The sequence below is a fragment of the Stenotrophomonas sp. STEN021 genome (assembly GCF_056760175.1).
Genome location: NZ_JBRREH010000002.1, coordinates 45,442 through 60,113 on the forward strand (window position 1 = coordinate 45,442; position 14,672 = coordinate 60,113).

13 protein-coding genes are annotated in these 14,672 nt (G+C 63.4%); 5 read left to right on the plus strand and 8 right to left on the minus strand.

Going from position 1 to position 14,672, the window contains the following annotated elements:
- Positions 1–61 precede the first annotated feature (61 nt).
- Positions 62–1,429 carry an NAD-dependent succinate-semialdehyde dehydrogenase gene (locus ACVOL0_RS00795; protein ID WP_481547455.1) on the plus strand — a complete coding sequence of 456 codons (1,368 nt, stop codon included), beginning with the start codon at positions 62–64 and terminating at the stop codon, positions 1,427–1,429.
- Positions 1,430–1,733: 304 nt separating this feature from the next.
- On the opposite strand, the gene ACVOL0_RS00800 is transcribed toward ACVOL0_RS00795, so the two are convergent.
- From ACVOL0_RS00800 to miaB, 8 genes are all read right to left on the minus strand, one after another.
- Positions 1,734–3,026, minus strand: a complete 1,293-nt coding sequence (locus tag ACVOL0_RS00800) for a M24 family metallopeptidase (protein WP_481547456.1) — start codon at positions 3,024–3,026, stop codon at positions 1,734–1,736.
- A gap of 30 nt (positions 3,027–3,056) precedes the next feature.
- Positions 3,057–4,070, minus strand: a complete 1,014-nt coding sequence (locus ACVOL0_RS00805) for a magnesium and cobalt transport protein CorA (protein ID WP_481547457.1) — start codon at positions 4,068–4,070, stop codon at positions 3,057–3,059.
- Positions 4,071–4,084: 14 nt separating this feature from the next.
- Entirely contained in the window at positions 4,085–5,257 is a 1,173-nt protein-coding gene (locus ACVOL0_RS00810) for a lipoprotein N-acyltransferase Lnb domain-containing protein (RefSeq protein ID WP_481547491.1), read from the minus strand.
- Positions 5,258–5,319: 62 nt separating this feature from the next.
- Positions 5,320–6,198 carry an HlyC/CorC family transporter gene (locus ACVOL0_RS00815; RefSeq protein WP_282272562.1) on the minus strand — a complete coding sequence of 293 codons (879 nt, stop codon included), beginning with the start codon at positions 6,196–6,198 and terminating at the stop codon, positions 5,320–5,322.
- Between the two features lie 71 nt (positions 6,199–6,269).
- On the minus strand, positions 6,270–6,890 hold the full coding sequence (locus ACVOL0_RS00820) for a hypothetical protein (RefSeq protein ID WP_481547458.1): 621 nt from the start codon (positions 6,888–6,890) through the stop codon (positions 6,270–6,272).
- Positions 6,891–7,199: 309 nt separating this feature from the next.
- Positions 7,200–7,685, minus strand: coding sequence for an rRNA maturation RNase YbeY (gene ybeY, locus ACVOL0_RS00825; protein WP_481547459.1), 486 nt, complete (start codon positions 7,683–7,685; stop codon positions 7,200–7,202).
- Entirely contained in the window at positions 7,682–8,668 is a 987-nt protein-coding gene (locus ACVOL0_RS00830; RefSeq protein WP_303746860.1) for a PhoH family protein, read from the minus strand. The genes ybeY and ACVOL0_RS00830 overlap by 4 nt, the downstream gene beginning before the upstream one ends.
- A gap of 579 nt (positions 8,669–9,247) precedes the next feature.
- On the minus strand, positions 9,248–10,699 hold the full coding sequence (miaB, locus tag ACVOL0_RS00835; RefSeq protein WP_481547460.1) for a tRNA (N6-isopentenyl adenosine(37)-C2)-methylthiotransferase MiaB: 1,452 nt from the start codon (positions 10,697–10,699) through the stop codon (positions 9,248–9,250).
- Between the two features lie 145 nt (positions 10,700–10,844).
- On the opposite strand from miaB, the gene ACVOL0_RS00840 reads away from it, so the two are divergent.
- The 4 genes from ACVOL0_RS00840 to ACVOL0_RS00855 all read left to right on the plus strand — a co-directional run bounded on the left by ACVOL0_RS00840 (position 10,845) and on the right by ACVOL0_RS00855 (position 14,577).
- Positions 10,845–11,777 carry a lytic transglycosylase domain-containing protein gene (locus ACVOL0_RS00840; RefSeq protein ID WP_481547461.1) on the plus strand — a complete coding sequence of 311 codons (933 nt, stop codon included), beginning with the start codon at positions 10,845–10,847 and terminating at the stop codon, positions 11,775–11,777.
- A gap of 178 nt (positions 11,778–11,955) precedes the next feature.
- Complete coding sequence (gene petA / locus ACVOL0_RS00845) at positions 11,956–12,576, plus strand: ubiquinol-cytochrome c reductase iron-sulfur subunit (protein ID WP_057629370.1); 621 nt, start codon at positions 11,956–11,958, stop codon at positions 12,574–12,576.
- A gap of 2 nt (positions 12,577–12,578) precedes the next feature.
- Positions 12,579–13,841, plus strand: a complete 1,263-nt coding sequence (locus tag ACVOL0_RS00850) for a cytochrome b (protein ID WP_062166378.1) — start codon at positions 12,579–12,581, stop codon at positions 13,839–13,841.
- Positions 13,834–14,577 carry a cytochrome c1 gene (locus tag ACVOL0_RS00855; RefSeq protein WP_481547462.1) on the plus strand — a complete coding sequence of 248 codons (744 nt, stop codon included), beginning with the start codon at positions 13,834–13,836 and terminating at the stop codon, positions 14,575–14,577. The genes ACVOL0_RS00850 and ACVOL0_RS00855 overlap by 8 nt, the downstream gene beginning before the upstream one ends.
- The last annotated feature ends 95 nt before the right edge of the window (positions 14,578–14,672 follow it).

Below are 14,672 nucleotides of genomic sequence, written 5' to 3' on the forward strand. Positions count from 1 at the left end.
TTACCTGCGCGCAACATTCGCGGCGCTACCATCCCTGCATTCGTTGAATGCAGGTGAGTCCATGGCGTCGTATCAGACTATCAATCCCTTCAATGGCGAGATCGTGCGCACGGTTGAGCTGCTGACTGCCGCCACCATCGAGCAGCGTCTCGCCGCAGCTGAATCAGCGTTCCCACAGTGGTCCGCATTGTCGCTGGAGCAGCGTGGTGACTATCTGCGCAAAGTCGCAGCAGGTCTGCGTGAGCGCCGCGACGAGATCCAGCGCGTGATGACTGCCGAGATGGGCAAGCTGCGCCGCGAGGCCCTGGCAGAGATCGAGAAGAGCGCCGCCGGTTGCGAGTACTACGCCGATCACGCCGCCGACTACCTGAAGCCGCAGCCGATCCCGACCGAAGCCCAGCGCAGCTACGTGATCTACCAGCCCATCGGCTGCGTGATGGCGGTGATGCCGTGGAACTTCCCGATCTGGCAGGTGATCCGCTTTCTCGCGCCGGGTTTGATGGCCGGCAATGTCGCCCTGCTCAAGCACGCCAGCAATGTGCCCGGCTGTGCGGACCTGCTGCGCGAGGTGGTTATCGCGGCCGGTATTCCGGAAGGTGTGTTCGATGTGCTGCATATCGACAACGATCAGGCCGCCGAGGTGCTGCGTGATCGCCGCATCAAGGCGGTCACGCTGACCGGCAGCGAGCGTGCGGGGCGGTCGATTGCGGCCAACGCGGGCGACCAGCTGAAAAAGTGTGTGATGGAACTGGGCGGCAGTGATGCCTTCGTGGTGCTGGATGATGCAGATCTGGACCTCGCCGCGGCTGCGGCGGTGCGTTCGCGTTTCGACAATGCTGGCCAGACCTGCATCGCGGCCAAGCGCTTCATCTTGGTCGAGTCGATTGCCGATGCTTTCGTGCAGCGTTACGTCGAAGCTGCGCAGGCGCGTGTTTACGGTGATCCGCAGGATGAGGCGAGCACGCTTGCGCCGATGGCGCGCGCGGACCTGCGCGACGAGCTGCACAAGCAGGTGCGCGCCAGCATCGACAAGGGCGCGAAGGTATTGCTGGGCGGTTCGCCGGTGGCCGGTAGCAATGCGGGCTACGAGGCGACGATCCTCGACAAGGTCGGGCCGGGCATGCCGGCCTACGAAGAAGAGTTGTTCGGGCCGGTGGCGGCGATCATCCGGGTCAAGGATGAAGCCGAGGCGGTACGTGTCGCCAATGACACCAATTTTGGCCTAGGTGGCAGCGTCTGGACCCGCGATGTGCTGCGCGGCGAGAACGTTGCAGTGAAGCTGCAATGCGGCGCGGCCTTCGTCAATTCAGTAGTGAAGAGTGACGCGCGGTTGCCGTTTGGTGGCACCAAACGGTCTGGATTTGGGCGCGAGCTGGCGGGACCGGGTATCCATGAGTTCATGAACATCAAGACGGTGTACGTCGCCTGACGGCGAAGTTGTAGGAGCGGCGTAAGCCGCGAAGCTGGCAATCCATACGCGCCCACGAAAACCCGCAACTGCAGTGAAGCGGATTGCAGGCTCTTGAAGTGCTTCGAGCATCGCTGGCTTCGCGGCTTATGCCGCTCCCACATGGGCAGTTGGTAAAGCCCCTGCCGAGCGTGGCTCGGCACTACGCTCCCTCCCTTTCGCGCAGCGAAGGGGAGGGTTGGGGAGGGGTAGGCTTTTCGGCTTCTGATTTTGCAGTTGCTTCGCGGCTTACACCGCTCCTACAAGAACACCAATGCCGCTCCAATCACCCAAACGGCTGGTCGATCGACTTGCTCTGCTGGGTCATCAGGGCGGCACCATCCTCGGTGACGTAGAGGATGTCTTCCAGACGCACGCCGAAGCGGTCCGGGATGTAGATGCCGGGTTCGTCGCTGAAGGTCATGCCCGGTTCCAGCAGGTGCTTGTTGCCACGTACCAGGTAGTCCCATTCGTGCATGTCCAGGCCGATACCGTGACCGAGACGGTGGCTGAAATAGCGGTAGTCCGGGCCATAGCCGGAGTCGCTGATCACCTTGCGGGCAGCGGCATCCACATCGCCCATCGCCACGCCCGGGCGTGCGGTATTCAATGCGGCCGTCTGTGCCTTCAACACGATGTCGAATACCTTGCGGATCTCGTCATCGGGCTGGCCCAGCACCACGGTGCGGGTGATGTCGCTGGTGTAGCCACCGGCGCGGCAGCCACCGTCGAAGATGATCGGGGTGCCTTCGACCAGGTGCTGCGGTTTGTCCGAGCCATGCGGTGAGGCGGTGTACTTGCCGACGTTGACGCTGGCATCGCCATTCAGGCCGGTACGCGCGTAGGCCATGGCCAGCAGGCCGCTGATGTCCTGCTCGGTCATGCCCGGCTTCAAGGCCTTCCAGACTGCTTTGTATACCGCCAGCGTGGCTTCATTGGCCAGCTTCATCAATGCCAGTTCGGCCGCGCTCTTGACCCGGCGGCAGCCGGCTACCACCGGCCATGCCGGTACCACCTTGGCCTGCGGCAGGGCATCGGCAATGCCTTTGGCACGGAAGTAGGGCACGGCTTCTTCCATGCCCAGCGTACCGGTGGCATGGCCCATGTCGCGCAGCACCTTGGCGACCAGGGCATAGGGGTCTTCGTCTTCCTGCCAGCCGCGCACATCGTTGCCGAGTTTGATCTGCTCCAGCGTGCGCACGCGCTCGAACTCCGGTGTCACGTAGACCGGCTCGCCCCTGCGCGGAATGATCACGCCGGTGAGGCGTTCGCTGTCCCACCAGTGCATGCCGGTGAAATAAGTCAGTGAGCTGCCCGCGCCTATGAAGACTGCGTCGATGTGATGCTCGGCCATCAGTCGTTGTGCCTTGGCAACGCGCGCGATGCGCTCGTCATTGCCAATCGGTACAACCTGCGCGGCGACCGATTTCAGGGCGCGCATCGATTCCGGCAGGCCTGTGTCGTTGCTGCTGGCGGTTTGCGCGGAAGCGATCTGTGACAGCGGCAGCGCGGCGGCACCGGCGATCAGCGAATTGCGCAGGAAGTTGCGGCGTGCGGGATTGGTGTGGTCATGCTGCATGGTTGCTCTCTCGAAAGACGAAGTGGCTGATCAAAGCCAGCCGGAACGTTTGAACAGGCGGTAAAGTACGACGCAGATCACGCCGACGCCGACCATCAGCAGCGGGTAGGCGTAGCGCCCTGCCAACTCCGGCATGTTCGCGAAGTTCATGCCATACCAGCTGGTCACCAGGGTCGGCGCTGCCAGCAACGCGGCCCAGGCACCGAGCTGCTTGACCGTTTCGCCCTGTGCCAGCGTCACCAGTGACAGGTTGACGCTCAGTGCGGTGCCCAGCATTTCGCGCAGGGTATCGATGGCTTCGTTGACCCGTGCGGCGTGGTCCTGCACATCGCGCAGGTACAGGCGTACTTCTTCGTTGATCAGCTGCGCCTGGTTGCGTTGCAGCTGCGCCAGGGCATCCTGCAGCGGCGCAACGGCCAGTCGCATCTTGTTGAGCTCGCGCTTGAGCTCGTACAGGCGGATCACCGTACGCCGCTCATAGGTGTCGGCGAAGATGTTTTTTTCCAGCAGGTCCAGGGTGTCGCGGAAGCTGTCGGTGATTGGCAGGTAGTGATCGACCACCGCATCGAGCACCGAGTACAGGCAGAACGAGGGGCCCATCGCCAGCAGTTCGGGCTCCTGTTCCAGTCGCGCGCGCACCGGCGCATACGACAGCGAGGCGCCGTGGCGCACCGTCACCAGGAAGCGCGGGCCGAGGAATGCATGGGTTTCGCCGTAGCGGATGCGCTCATCCACCACCTGGGCGGTGTGCACCACCACGAACAAGGAATTGCCGTAGGTTTCGATCTTGGGCCGCTGGTGCGCCTTGCGGGTGTCTTCGATCGCCAGCGGATGCAGGTCGAATTCTTCCTGCACCTTGTCCAGGATCGCGTCGCTGGGTTCGTACAGGCCGACCCAGACGAATCCCTTGGCGTCGTCGGCGAGTACATCGCTGATGCTGTCCAGGTCGAGCGGACGCTGGGTGCCGTCGGCACCGTACCAGGTGCAATTGATCACGCAGGCCGGGTTGGCCTGGGCGGGAGTTGGAGTGATGCCGGTAGTCATCCCGGCATCGTGCCTCAGCTGGCCGACAACGCCAAGCTGCGGCGCCCCAGGATCAGCGCCAGTGTGACGTGGATGGGCAGCAGCAGCACGATCCACTGCATATTGAACTGCGCCTGCAGCGACAGCCAATGCAGCGGCAACGCCAGCAGCGCAATGCCGGTCATCAGCCACAGGACGACGCGGAACCAGGCGCGCGGTTGACGTCCGCGCAGCAGGCTCCATGCGCCAGGAATCAACAGCAGTGCCAGTGGGTTGAGCAACAGCAGGTTGCGATTGGCCCAGGCCGCCTGGTGCTCGCTGAAACCCCACAGGAAGGCCAGCAGGCCACCGGCAATGCCGCAGAACAACCAGAACGGCAGTGCGAACCCACCGATCAGGCGCAGCTTGCGACGTGCGGCGTACAGTGCAGCAGCAACTGCCAGCCCGATCAGCAGCCATGGCCACCAGGAGCGCTGCTTTTCCTTTGGCTCCGGCGGCAGACGCTGCGGTAGCAGTTCCTGTTCGGCCTGTACCAGCGGCCGGCCTTCACTGTTGCGTACTTCGCGCAGGCTGTCGGCCAGGCGCATGGGGACGAAGGCTTCCTGCCAGCGTGACAGCGGCTGGTCGGCATTCGGGCCCAGGCCGATGTCGAAGCCAAGCCACATCCACGGCGAAGGTGAGGCCAGTCGCACCGACTCGCTGCGGTAACTGTTGCCACGCGAACGACCCGCCAGCTGCGATTGCAGGGCGCCACCCATGGCCTGGTCCAGGCTGTCGCGCACCATGGTGGCGCAGTTGGCGGTGAAGTAGTCGTAGCGGTAGCGTGCGTTTTCGGGCTTGGCGCGCTCGGCCAGTGCATCGGCCAGCGCCTGTGCCTGAGCCGGCGGCAGATCCAGCCATTGGATGTTTGCGCCACGGCCGACGCTCTCGTATTGCGCCAGGTCCTGCTCCAGCGGCAGCGCGACCAGGTAATACATCATCCTGCCGCGCACGAAGTTGCCGATGAAATCCGGCTCGGACGGATCGAAGAAGCCAAAGTTGTACGAGGTTGCCTGCCCCGTTACCGGGTCCAGCACCACCAGTGCGTCATGGCCGAAGCGTTCAAAGAACACTTCGCCCGGAAGCATGGTCACCACGCCGATGCGTGGTGCCGGGTGTGCGTTGGTTTGGCTGGGTTGGTTGGCGACAGGTTGTGCGCTGCTGGCCATTGCGGCCAGCAGCAGGAACAACGACGCAAACGCGGACAGCAGCCGCGGCAGGCGCAGGGTGATCAAGCTTCGTCCTGGTCTTCAGGTGGCAGGATGGTCACGTGGAAGGCCTGCACGCGGCGCGCATCGGCCTTGGCCACCCGGAACACGAAGCGCTCCAGGGTCAGCTCATCGCCGATTTCCGGCAGATGGCCGACGGCCTCGGTGACCAGTCCGCCAATGGTGTCGTAATCGTCATCGGAGAACTCGGCGCCGAAGCGCTCGTTGAAGTCACCGATGGTGGTCAGCGCGTCCACCACGTAGCGGCCATCGGCGAGGATGGCGATCTGCGAGGTGTGGTCTTCGGTCTCGTCGTGCTCGTCGTCGATCTGGCCGACGATTTGCTCCAGCACGTCCTCGATGGTGACCAGGCCGGCGACGCCGCCGTACTCGTCGACCACGATGGCCATGTGGTTGCGCGAGAGCCGGAACTCCTTGAGCAGCACATTGAGCTTTTTCGATTCGGGGATCAGCACTGCCGGACGCAACAACTCGCGCACGCTGGCATGGCTGTTGTCGGCGACCACGCCGCGCAACAGGTCCTTGGCCAGCAGGATGCCGAGGATGTCGTCCTTGTTCTCACCGTGCACCGGGAAGCGCGAATGGCCGGAATCGACCACCTGCTTCATCAGCTCGATGAAAGGCCGGTCCACCGGCAAGGACACCATGTGCGAGCGCGGGATCATCACGTCGCCGACGGTCAGCTCGGCCACCGAAATGGCGCCTTCCATCATCCGCAGGGTGTCTGCGGCGATCAGGCCGTCCTGCTGTGCGGTCTGCAGGATGCCAACCAGCTCGTCGCGGGTATGGGGTTCACTGGAGAACGCCGAACCCAGGCGCTCCAGCCAGCTGCGTTTCTTCTCGCCGTTTTCGGGCGAGGTACTACTGTCGTCTTCAGACATCTCTTGGTTTGACTGCACCCGGCACGCCGGGCGGTGCCTGCAAGTCTAGCAGGATGTTTGCCGCCGCCCGCTCAAGCCGCCGGTGGGTTGGGGGTCTGCACGCTGGGCGCTACCGGCGGCACATCGGCCGGGGTATCGGCCGGTTTGGCTGGCGCAGGTGGAGCTTCTCCCTCGGCCGGCAGGTCCAGGCTGTAGGTGCAGCCGGCCAGGGTTTTGCCGGGGTGGGATTTGACCGTGGACACGCCCAGGATCACCGATTCAATCAGCGCTTCGCCGGTTTTGGCGTCGTTGACATCGCGGCTGACCAGCTCGCGGCCGGCCATGAACTTGTCCGGTGCGTCATAGCCGGTTTCCAGCTCCAATTGCTTGGCCAGCGGGCGCGGATCGGGCATGTCGAGGATGGCGATGATGGTGCCGCCGGCCATGGCGATATGGTCGGCGCTATGGCCGAACACCGTGATCGGAGTGTTCAGCATGTACTCGGCCATGAACAGGTTGCCCTGCGGCAGCGGCCGCCAGCCCAGTGCAACGGCCTTCAGCGGATCATTGGCGATGGGGGCCAATGTCGCGAACTCACTGACGCTCTGCCGGCACTCGATCAGCGCGGGCAGGTCGATGGTGGGCTGGGCGGCGGCCGAGCCGGTTGCGGCGAGCAATAGGGGGAGCAGGCAAATCGAGCGCACGGCATTCATTTGGTGAAGTGCAGGAGCCGATGATAGCGGCATTGAGGCGCAGTGCTGTTTTGTAGGAGCGGCGTCAGCCGCGAAGCAGATACATCTCCTGATTGCAGTCATTCCAGGCGCTCATGGAATGTCAGCTTCGCGGCTGACGCCGCTCCTACAGCCTCGCAGCCTATCGGGCAGGCGCGTGCCGAGCATGGCGCGGCACTACATGGGCCTTTCGGCCTTGACGTTTGCCCTTCTCCCGCTTACGGGATATGGGCTGGGATGAGGGGCGCTTTTGATCTTGCGGGGAAGGCCCCTGCCGAGCATGGCTCGGCACTACTGCTCGTTGGCGTAGGGGTCGGCGATGCCCAGGTCGGCAAGGATCTCGCGCTCCAGCTGTTCCATGGCTTCGGCTTCCTTGTCGTCCTCGTGATCCCAGCCCAGCAGATGCAGCACGCCGTGCACGGTGAGGTGGGCGTAATGCGCGTTGAGCGCCTTGTCCTGTTCCTCGGCCTCGCGGGCGACTACCGGGGCGCAGATCACCAGATCGCCCAGCAAGGGGAACTTCACGCCCTTGGGCAGGCCTTCGGGCAGCTCGGCCGGAAAGCTGAGCACGTTGGTAGCGTAGTCCTTACCCCGGTAATGGCGGTTCAGTGACTGCCCTTCCTTGGCATCGACTACGCGGATGGCCAGGTCGGCCTCGCGGATGCGGCCCTTGAGGGCGGCAGCCACCCAGCGACGGAAGCTCACCGCTGCCGGCAGGCCGGCGCGGGGCAGGGCGTAGCTGACGGCGACATCAAGGCGCTCGGGACCCTTGGTCATTCGCTTGCTCCGGGTTTGACCTGCTGCAGATCGCGGCGGTCATAGGCGCTGACGATGCGGGCCACCAAGGGGTGGCGCACCACGTCGCGCGATTCAAAGAAGGTGAAGCTGACCCCGTCCACGCCGCGCAGTACTTCGATGGCGTCGCGCAGGCCGGATTTGACGTGCTTGGGCAGGTCGGTCTGGGTCAGGTCGCCGGTGACCACGGCGGTCGAGCCGAAACCCAGGCGGGTCAGGAACATCTTCATCTGTTCGATGGTGGTGTTCTGGGCCTCATCCAGGATCACGAAGGCGTCATTGAGGGTGCGCCCGCGCATGTACGCCAGCGGGGCGATCTCGATGACGTTCTTCTCCAGCAGTTTGGCCACCTTTTCCACGCCCAGCATCTCGTACAGGGCGTCGTACAGCGGGCGCAGATAGGGGTCGACCTTCTGGGTGAGGTCGCCGGGCAGGAAGCCCAGCTTCTCGCCGGCTTCCACCGCCGGGCGCACCAGGATCAGGCGTTGCACGCGTGATTCGTTCAAAGCATCGACGGCCATCGCCACCGCCAGGAAGGTCTTGCCGGTGCCGGCCGGGCCGATGCCGAAGCTGATGTCGTGGGTGGCGATCTGGTGCAGGTAGCTGGCCTGGTTGAGGCCGCGACCACGCACGGTGCCGCGCTTGACCTTGATCGCTACTTCCTGGGCTTCATAGGCCTGTTCGGTCACGTGATCGACATTGGCCCGGTTCAGGCGCAGATGGATGGCGTGGCTGTCGAAGACGGCTTCGGCGGCTTCTGCGTAGAGCGCCTTGAGCAGCTTTTCCGCTTCCAGTGCGGTCTTGCCAGGGCCGCTGACGCGGAAGACATTGCCGCGGTTGGCGATTTCCACGCCGAGTTTGAGTTCTACCTGGCGCAGGTGTTCGTCGAACGGCCCGGCCAGATTGGCCAGCCGCTCGTTGTCAACAGGGTCGAGCGTGAAATCGCGATGCGTTGTAGTGGTCATGTTCACCAGCAGTTACTGGCCGGCGAAGCCGTGCCTTGGACCGGAGAAGGGTACCCCCGTGGCTGGCGGACCACCAGCGCGAGAGCCGCCGTCAGGGTTCTCCACAGTCGATGTGGATGTGGCGTGGGCCAAGCTGTGGATATCCCTGTCCAGCCCTTGCGGCATAAGCCTCTTGGTGGGTTGGTTAAAAAACCGCCACATTTGACGGTTATCAGCTGACGAGTTGTCCACAATTTATGTGGATCGATTCGGGATGAACATGTGGATAACCGTGCGCAGCCCAACAACGGCGGGCTCCGAGTCGGTGTGGCGAATAAATGACCGCAGCCGCCGGGCAACAGCCAAACAAGCGGCGAAGGCTCTCCCCTCTCCCGCTTGCGGGGTGAGAGGGGCGGTTTGCGAACCACTGGTTCGCTGCCCATCGAACGACCTTGCGCCAGCGCAGGGGCCGGGGCGCGGCGGCAGGGGGTGAGGGGGCTCCTGCTTCGGACCAGCGAACTTCGGTCCAAGCCCTCGCAGCCCTTTGTCCGCAAGAAGTGGCTCCGCCAACCAAGCCCGGCAATCCTGGGTCAGGCAACCTCAGTCCTGCGTAACCACACGCCCACGCAGCGAATTGCTGAAGGCCTCGGTGATCAATACATCGACAAACTGCCCGATCAGCCGCGAACTGGCCGGGAAGTTCACCGAACGCATGTTCTCGGTCTTGCCGGTCAGCTCATTCGGGTCCTTGCGCGAAGGGCCCTCGACCAGCACGTTCTGTACCGTGCCGACCATGCGCGCGGAGATGCCGGCTGCATGTTCATTGATATGTGCCTGCAGCCGCGACAGCCGGGCGTGCTTGTCAGCATCGCTGGTGGTGTCTTCCAGGTCGGCAGCCGGGGTGCCGGGGCGGCGCGAATAGATGAAGGAGAAGCTCTGGTCGAAGCCCACGTCCTCGATCAGCTTCATGGTCTTCTCGAAATCGGCATCGGTTTCGCCAGGGAAACCAACGATGAAGTCCGAGCTGATCGAGATGTCCGGGCGGACCGCGCGCAGCTTGCGGATCTTGGACTTGAACTCCAACGCGGTGTAGCCACGCTTCATCGCACTGAGCACGCGGTCGCTGCCGGCCTGTACCGGCAGGTGCAGGTAGTTGGCCAGTTTCGGCACGTCGCGGTAGGCGTCCACCAGCGAATCACTGAACTCCAGCGGGTGCGAGGTGGTGAAACGGATGCGGCCAATGCCGTCGATCTCGGCAAGGGTGCGGATCAGCAGGCCGAGGTCAGCGATCTCACCATCGCCATACGGGCCACGGTAGGCGTTGACGTTCTGGCCGAGCAGGTTGATCTCGCGTACGCCTTGCTCAGCGAGCTGGGCGCATTCGACCAGTACGTCCTCGAACGGGCGGCTGACCTCGGTGCCACGGGTATACGGCACCACGCAGAACGAGCAGTACTTGGAGCAGCCTTCCATGATCGAGACGAAGGCCGACGGGCCCTCGGCGCGCGGCTCGGGCATGCGGTCGAACTTCTCGATCTCGGGGAAGCTGATGTCCACCTGCGGCTTGTTCTGCTCGCGGCGGGCGCGGATCAGCTCAGGCAGGCGGTGCAGGGTCTGCGGGCCGAACACCAGATCCACGTAGGGCGCGCGCTTGACGATGGCTTCGCCTTCCTGCGAGGCCACGCAACCGCCGACACCGATGATGACGTCGCGGCCATTGGCCTTGAGCGCCTTCCAGCGACCGAGCTGGCTGAATACCTTCTCCTGCGCCTTCTCGCGGATGGAGCAGGTGTTGACCAGCACCACGTCAGCTTCTTCGGGGTTGTCGGTCAGCTCCAGGCCCTCGGCGGCGGCGAGTACGTCGGCCATCTTGGTCGAGTCGTACTCGTTCATCTGGCAACCGTGGGTCTTGATGTAGAGCTTGCCGCGCGCGCCGCCGGCAACCGTCGGCCGCTGGCCGGGCAGGGGAATCAATTCAGGTGTGGTCATTTCAACAGTAGGCGCGGCAGAGCCGGCCGTGATCGGCAAGGGGGTAGCTGGCGTCCCGGGCATGGCGCTTATTCCAGACGGGTGGGCGGGCACGCAGCCGCTGGGGCTGCATTCGTAGCTGGCTATTGTATCGGTCTGCCGGCCCCAGCACGAAAACCGCTGCGTCAAATACTTGGCAAGCCCCGGCGAAGCTGGGAGACTCCCACCCATGAAGGGGATTTTGGGGATCACCGGCTTTCTTGCAGCTGCATTGGTCGCTTTGCCGGCCTGTGCCGGCACGCTATACAAGTGTGTTGGCAGTGATGGAGTACCCAATTACGTCAGCAAACGTGTCAGTGGCGCGAGCTGCAGCGTGGTCAGCAGCTATCGGCCGACGCGCGATGTACCGCGCTATGTGCCGCCAGCCCCTGCGCCCGTCGCAGCCCCGGTTGCGGCGGCTACGCAGGCGGCGGCTCCCGCAACCAGTGAAAGTGGCAGTTCGACGGCGGTGGCTGCGCAGGCCGCCCCCGTCGCAGTGCCGCCCACGCCAGCGCCAGCAACCGCAGGACGGGCGCAGCGGGTGGTCAGCGGGCAGGTCTACTCTTATATGAAGGATGGGGTGCGCCACTACACCAGCAGCCGGCCAACCCAGGTGGCCAACATCGGTGCGGTGCGCACCATTCAATACAGTTACATCGAGCGCTGCTTCGCCTGCGGCGTGAACTCACGCGTCAACTTCGGCTCGGTGCGGCTGAACACACAGGCCTACAGCACCGAGATCGCCTCGGCCGCGCGCGAGTTCGGTGTCGAGGAAGCGGTGGTTCGCGCCATCATCCATGCCGAGTCGGCGTTCAACCCGACCGCACTCAGTCGCGCCGGGGCCCAGGGACTGATGCAGTTGATGCCGCCTACGGCGCGCCGCTTCGGGGTGTCCGATTCCTATGACGCCGGCCAGAACATCCGCGGTGGCGTGCAATACCTGTCGTGGTTGCTGCGTCGTTTCAATGGCAACCTGACCTTGGCCGCAGCAGGCTACAACGCTGGCGAAGGCGCGGTGGACCGGCATGGAGGTGTGCCCCCGTACAAGGAAACCCAGTACTACGTGCAGCGGGTCGCACAGCTGGCCGACCGCTACCGTGGCGAACTGGCCACACGCCAATAGACTGTCCCCGAATGATTCTGTTGCAGCAGGCCGTGACAAATTTCGCGGACTGGTGTTTGATCGCGTTGTGTCAGCGTTAAGCGTTCCGCTACACTCCGGAACGATTCGATTCAGAGCGGGATGGCCCCCACCAGACCGTTGGCAGCCTCTAGCTACCTAATCATTATCGGAGTGCCGGATGGCAAACGATGGGGTAAATGATCCAGTCAACACCGGACGTCGGCGGTTTTTGACAGCGACCACAGCTGTGGTCGGGGCAGTCGGTGTTGGTTTCGCCGCAGTTCCTTTCATCAAGTCGTGGAATCCCAGTGCCCGTGCCAAGTTGGCCGGTGCTCCGGTGACTGCCGATATCAGCGCTTTGCAGGAAGGCCAACGGCTGATCCTGGAATGGCGTGGCCAGCCGATCTGGATCGTCAAACGTTCCAAGGCCATCCTGCAGGCATTGCCTACCCTGGATGCGCGGCTCAAGGATCCGGAGTCCGGCAACAAGGACCAGCAGCCGGATTACGTGCTCAAGGGCAATCCCGAATTCCGCTCGATCAAGCCGGATATCTCCGTGCTGGTGGGCCTGTGTACCCATCTGGGCTGTTCGCCCGAGATGGTTGCCGAGATCCGCCCCGAGCCTTACGACGCGCAGTGGAAGGGGGGCTATTTCTGCCCCTGCCACAAGTCGCGTTTCGACATGTCCGGGCGCGTGTTCCAGGACGTGCCGGCGCCGATCAATCTGCTGGTGCCGCCGCACCATTATGTGGATGACAACACCCTTGTCATTGGCGTTGATCCGCAGGGGGCAGCCTGATCATGGCCGACAACATTCTTACCCGCACCGTCAGTGGAGTGGCCGACTGGGTCAATGAGCGTGCGCCCGGCCTGGTGCCGGTATACCGCAAGCATGTGAGCGAGTACTACGCGCCGAAGAACTTCAACTTCTGGTACTACTTCGGCTCCTTGGCGATGGTGATCCTGGTCAACCAGATCGTCACCGGCATCTTCCTGACGATGCACTTCAAGCCCAGCGCGGCCGAGGCGTTCGCCTCGGTCGAGTACATCATGCGTGACGTGGAGTGGGGCTGGCTGATCCGCTACATGCACAGCACCGGTGCCTCGCTGTTCTTCATCGTGGTCTACCTGCACATGTTCCGCGGGCTGATGTACGGCAGCTACAAGAAGCCGCGCGAATTGGTGTGGATCCTGGGCATGCTGATCTACCTGGTGCTGATGGCCGAAGCCTTCATGGGCTATGTACTGCCCTGGGGCCAGATGTCGTTCTGGGGTGCCAAGGTCATCATCTCGCTGTTCGGTGCCATTCCGGTGATCGGCAATGGCCTGACCGAATGGATCATGGGTGACTACCTGCCCGGCGACGCCACGCTCAACCGCTTCTTCGCCTTGCACGTGATCGCGATGCCGCTGGTGCTGCTGTTGCTGGTGGTGCTCCATCTGGGTGCGCTGCACGAAGTGGGGTCCAATAATCCCGACGGTGTCGAGATCAAGAAGGGGCCCAAGGGCAACCGCTGGTCGCCAACCGCACCGGCCGATGGCATCCCGTTCCATCCGTATTACACGGTCAAGGATCTGGTGGGTGTCGGCTTCCTGCTGACCCTGGCAGCTTTCATCATTTTCTTCGCGCCGGTGTTCGGCGGTCTGTTCCTTGAACACGACAATTTCACCGAGGCCAACCGCCTGGTGACACCTGAGCACATCAAGCCGGTCTGGTATTACACGCCGTATTACGCGATGTTGCGGGTGGTGCCGAACAAGCTGGGCGGTGTGATGGTGATGTTCTCGGCCATTGCCATCCTGTTCCTGGTGCCGTGGCTGGACAAGGCCAAGGTCAAGTCGGTGCGTTACCGTGGCCCGATCTCCAAGGTGATGCTGGGCATCCTGGTGGTGTGTTTCGTGTGGCTGGGCGTGATTGGCTCCGGCCCGGGCACGGCGATCTGGGAGACCTGGGTGGGCCGTGTGCTGACCTTCCTGTACTTCGCCTTCTTCATCACCATGCCGCTTTGGACGAAGATCGACAGCACCAAGCAGGTACCGGACCGGGTGACGACGCATGACTGACAAGTGGATTGTGCGGTTGGCGATGGCTGCCGCGATGCTGTTCTGTGCCCCGGCGTTTGCCTCCGGTGGCGGCAAGCTGATGCAGGCTGGCAATGACCTGGGTGATCGCGCATCGCTGCAGCGTGGTGCACAGGCTTACATGAGCTACTGCTCGGGCTGCCATTCGCTGAAGTACCTGCGTTACTCGCGCATGGGCGAGGATCTCGGCCTGACCGAACAGCAGGTGATGGACAACCTCAACTTCACCGGCGCGGCCTACGGAGAGCAGATCCAGGTGGCGATGCCGCATGACGAAGCGACCAAATGGTTCGGCAAGATGCCGCCGGACCTGAGCCTGATTTCGCGGGTACGTGGCAGCGATTGGATCTACAGCTATCTGAAATCGTTCTATGTGGACGAATCGCGGCCGCTGGGTTGGAACAACAGCGTGTTCCCCAATGCCTCGATGCCAAACCCGCTGTGGGAGCTGCAGGGCATGCAGCACGCCATCCACGGCAAGGCCGAGCAGGAAGGTATTGATCCGCCTGTCGTGGGCTTCAAACTTGCAGGGCCCGGGAAGGTTGATGCGCGGGCCTATGACCAGACGGTTCGCGACATCACCAACTTCCTGGAGTATGCAGGCGAGCCGGCTGCGCTCAAACGGCAGAGTCTGGGCGTCTGGGTGGTGTTGTTCCTGGCCTTGCTGACCTTCTTGGCCTATCTGGTCAAGACCGAGTACTGGAAAGACGTGCATTGAGCTGGGTGCAAGCCGGGGGCTGTGCGCAGGGGGCCTTGGCAACTGCGCCTGTGGCTTGGCACACTCGGGTAACCGTGGTCACCGTCGGCAAAGTG

Bases quoted from the DNA above. Each gene is read 5' to 3' on its own strand.
- ACVOL0_RS00815 (WP_282272562.1), bottom strand. From the start codon at position 6,198: ATGTCTGAAGACGACAGTAGTACCTCGCCCGAAAACGGCGAGAAGAAA.
- ACVOL0_RS00830 (WP_303746860.1), bottom strand. From the start codon at position 8,668: ATGACCACTACAACGCATCGCGATTTCACGCTCGACCCTGTTGACAAC.
- ACVOL0_RS00820 (WP_481547458.1), bottom strand. From the start codon at position 6,890: ATGAATGCCGTGCGCTCGATTTGCCTGCTCCCCCTATTGCTCGCCGCA.
- petA (WP_057629370.1), top strand. From the start codon at position 11,956: ATGGCAAACGATGGGGTAAATGATCCAGTCAACACCGGACGTCGGCGG.
- ACVOL0_RS00840 (WP_481547461.1), top strand. From the start codon at position 10,845: ATGAAGGGGATTTTGGGGATCACCGGCTTTCTTGCAGCTGCATTGGTC.
- ACVOL0_RS00795 (WP_481547455.1), top strand. From the start codon at position 62: ATGGCGTCGTATCAGACTATCAATCCCTTCAATGGCGAGATCGTGCGC.
- ACVOL0_RS00855 (WP_481547462.1), top strand. From the start codon at position 13,834: ATGACTGACAAGTGGATTGTGCGGTTGGCGATGGCTGCCGCGATGCTG.
- ACVOL0_RS00800 (WP_481547456.1), bottom strand. From the start codon at position 3,026: ATGCAGCATGACCACACCAATCCCGCACGCCGCAACTTCCTGCGCAAT.
- ACVOL0_RS00805 (WP_481547457.1), bottom strand. From the start codon at position 4,070: ATGACTACCGGCATCACTCCAACTCCCGCCCAGGCCAACCCGGCCTGC.
- ACVOL0_RS00810 (WP_481547491.1), bottom strand. From the start codon at position 5,257: ATGGCCAGCAGCGCACAACCTGTCGCCAACCAACCCAGCCAAACCAAC.
- ACVOL0_RS00850 (WP_062166378.1), top strand. From the start codon at position 12,579: ATGGCCGACAACATTCTTACCCGCACCGTCAGTGGAGTGGCCGACTGG.
- miaB (WP_481547460.1), bottom strand. From the start codon at position 10,699: ATGCCCGGGACGCCAGCTACCCCCTTGCCGATCACGGCCGGCTCTGCC.
- ybeY (WP_481547459.1), bottom strand. From the start codon at position 7,685: ATGACCAAGGGTCCCGAGCGCCTTGATGTCGCCGTCAGCTACGCCCTG.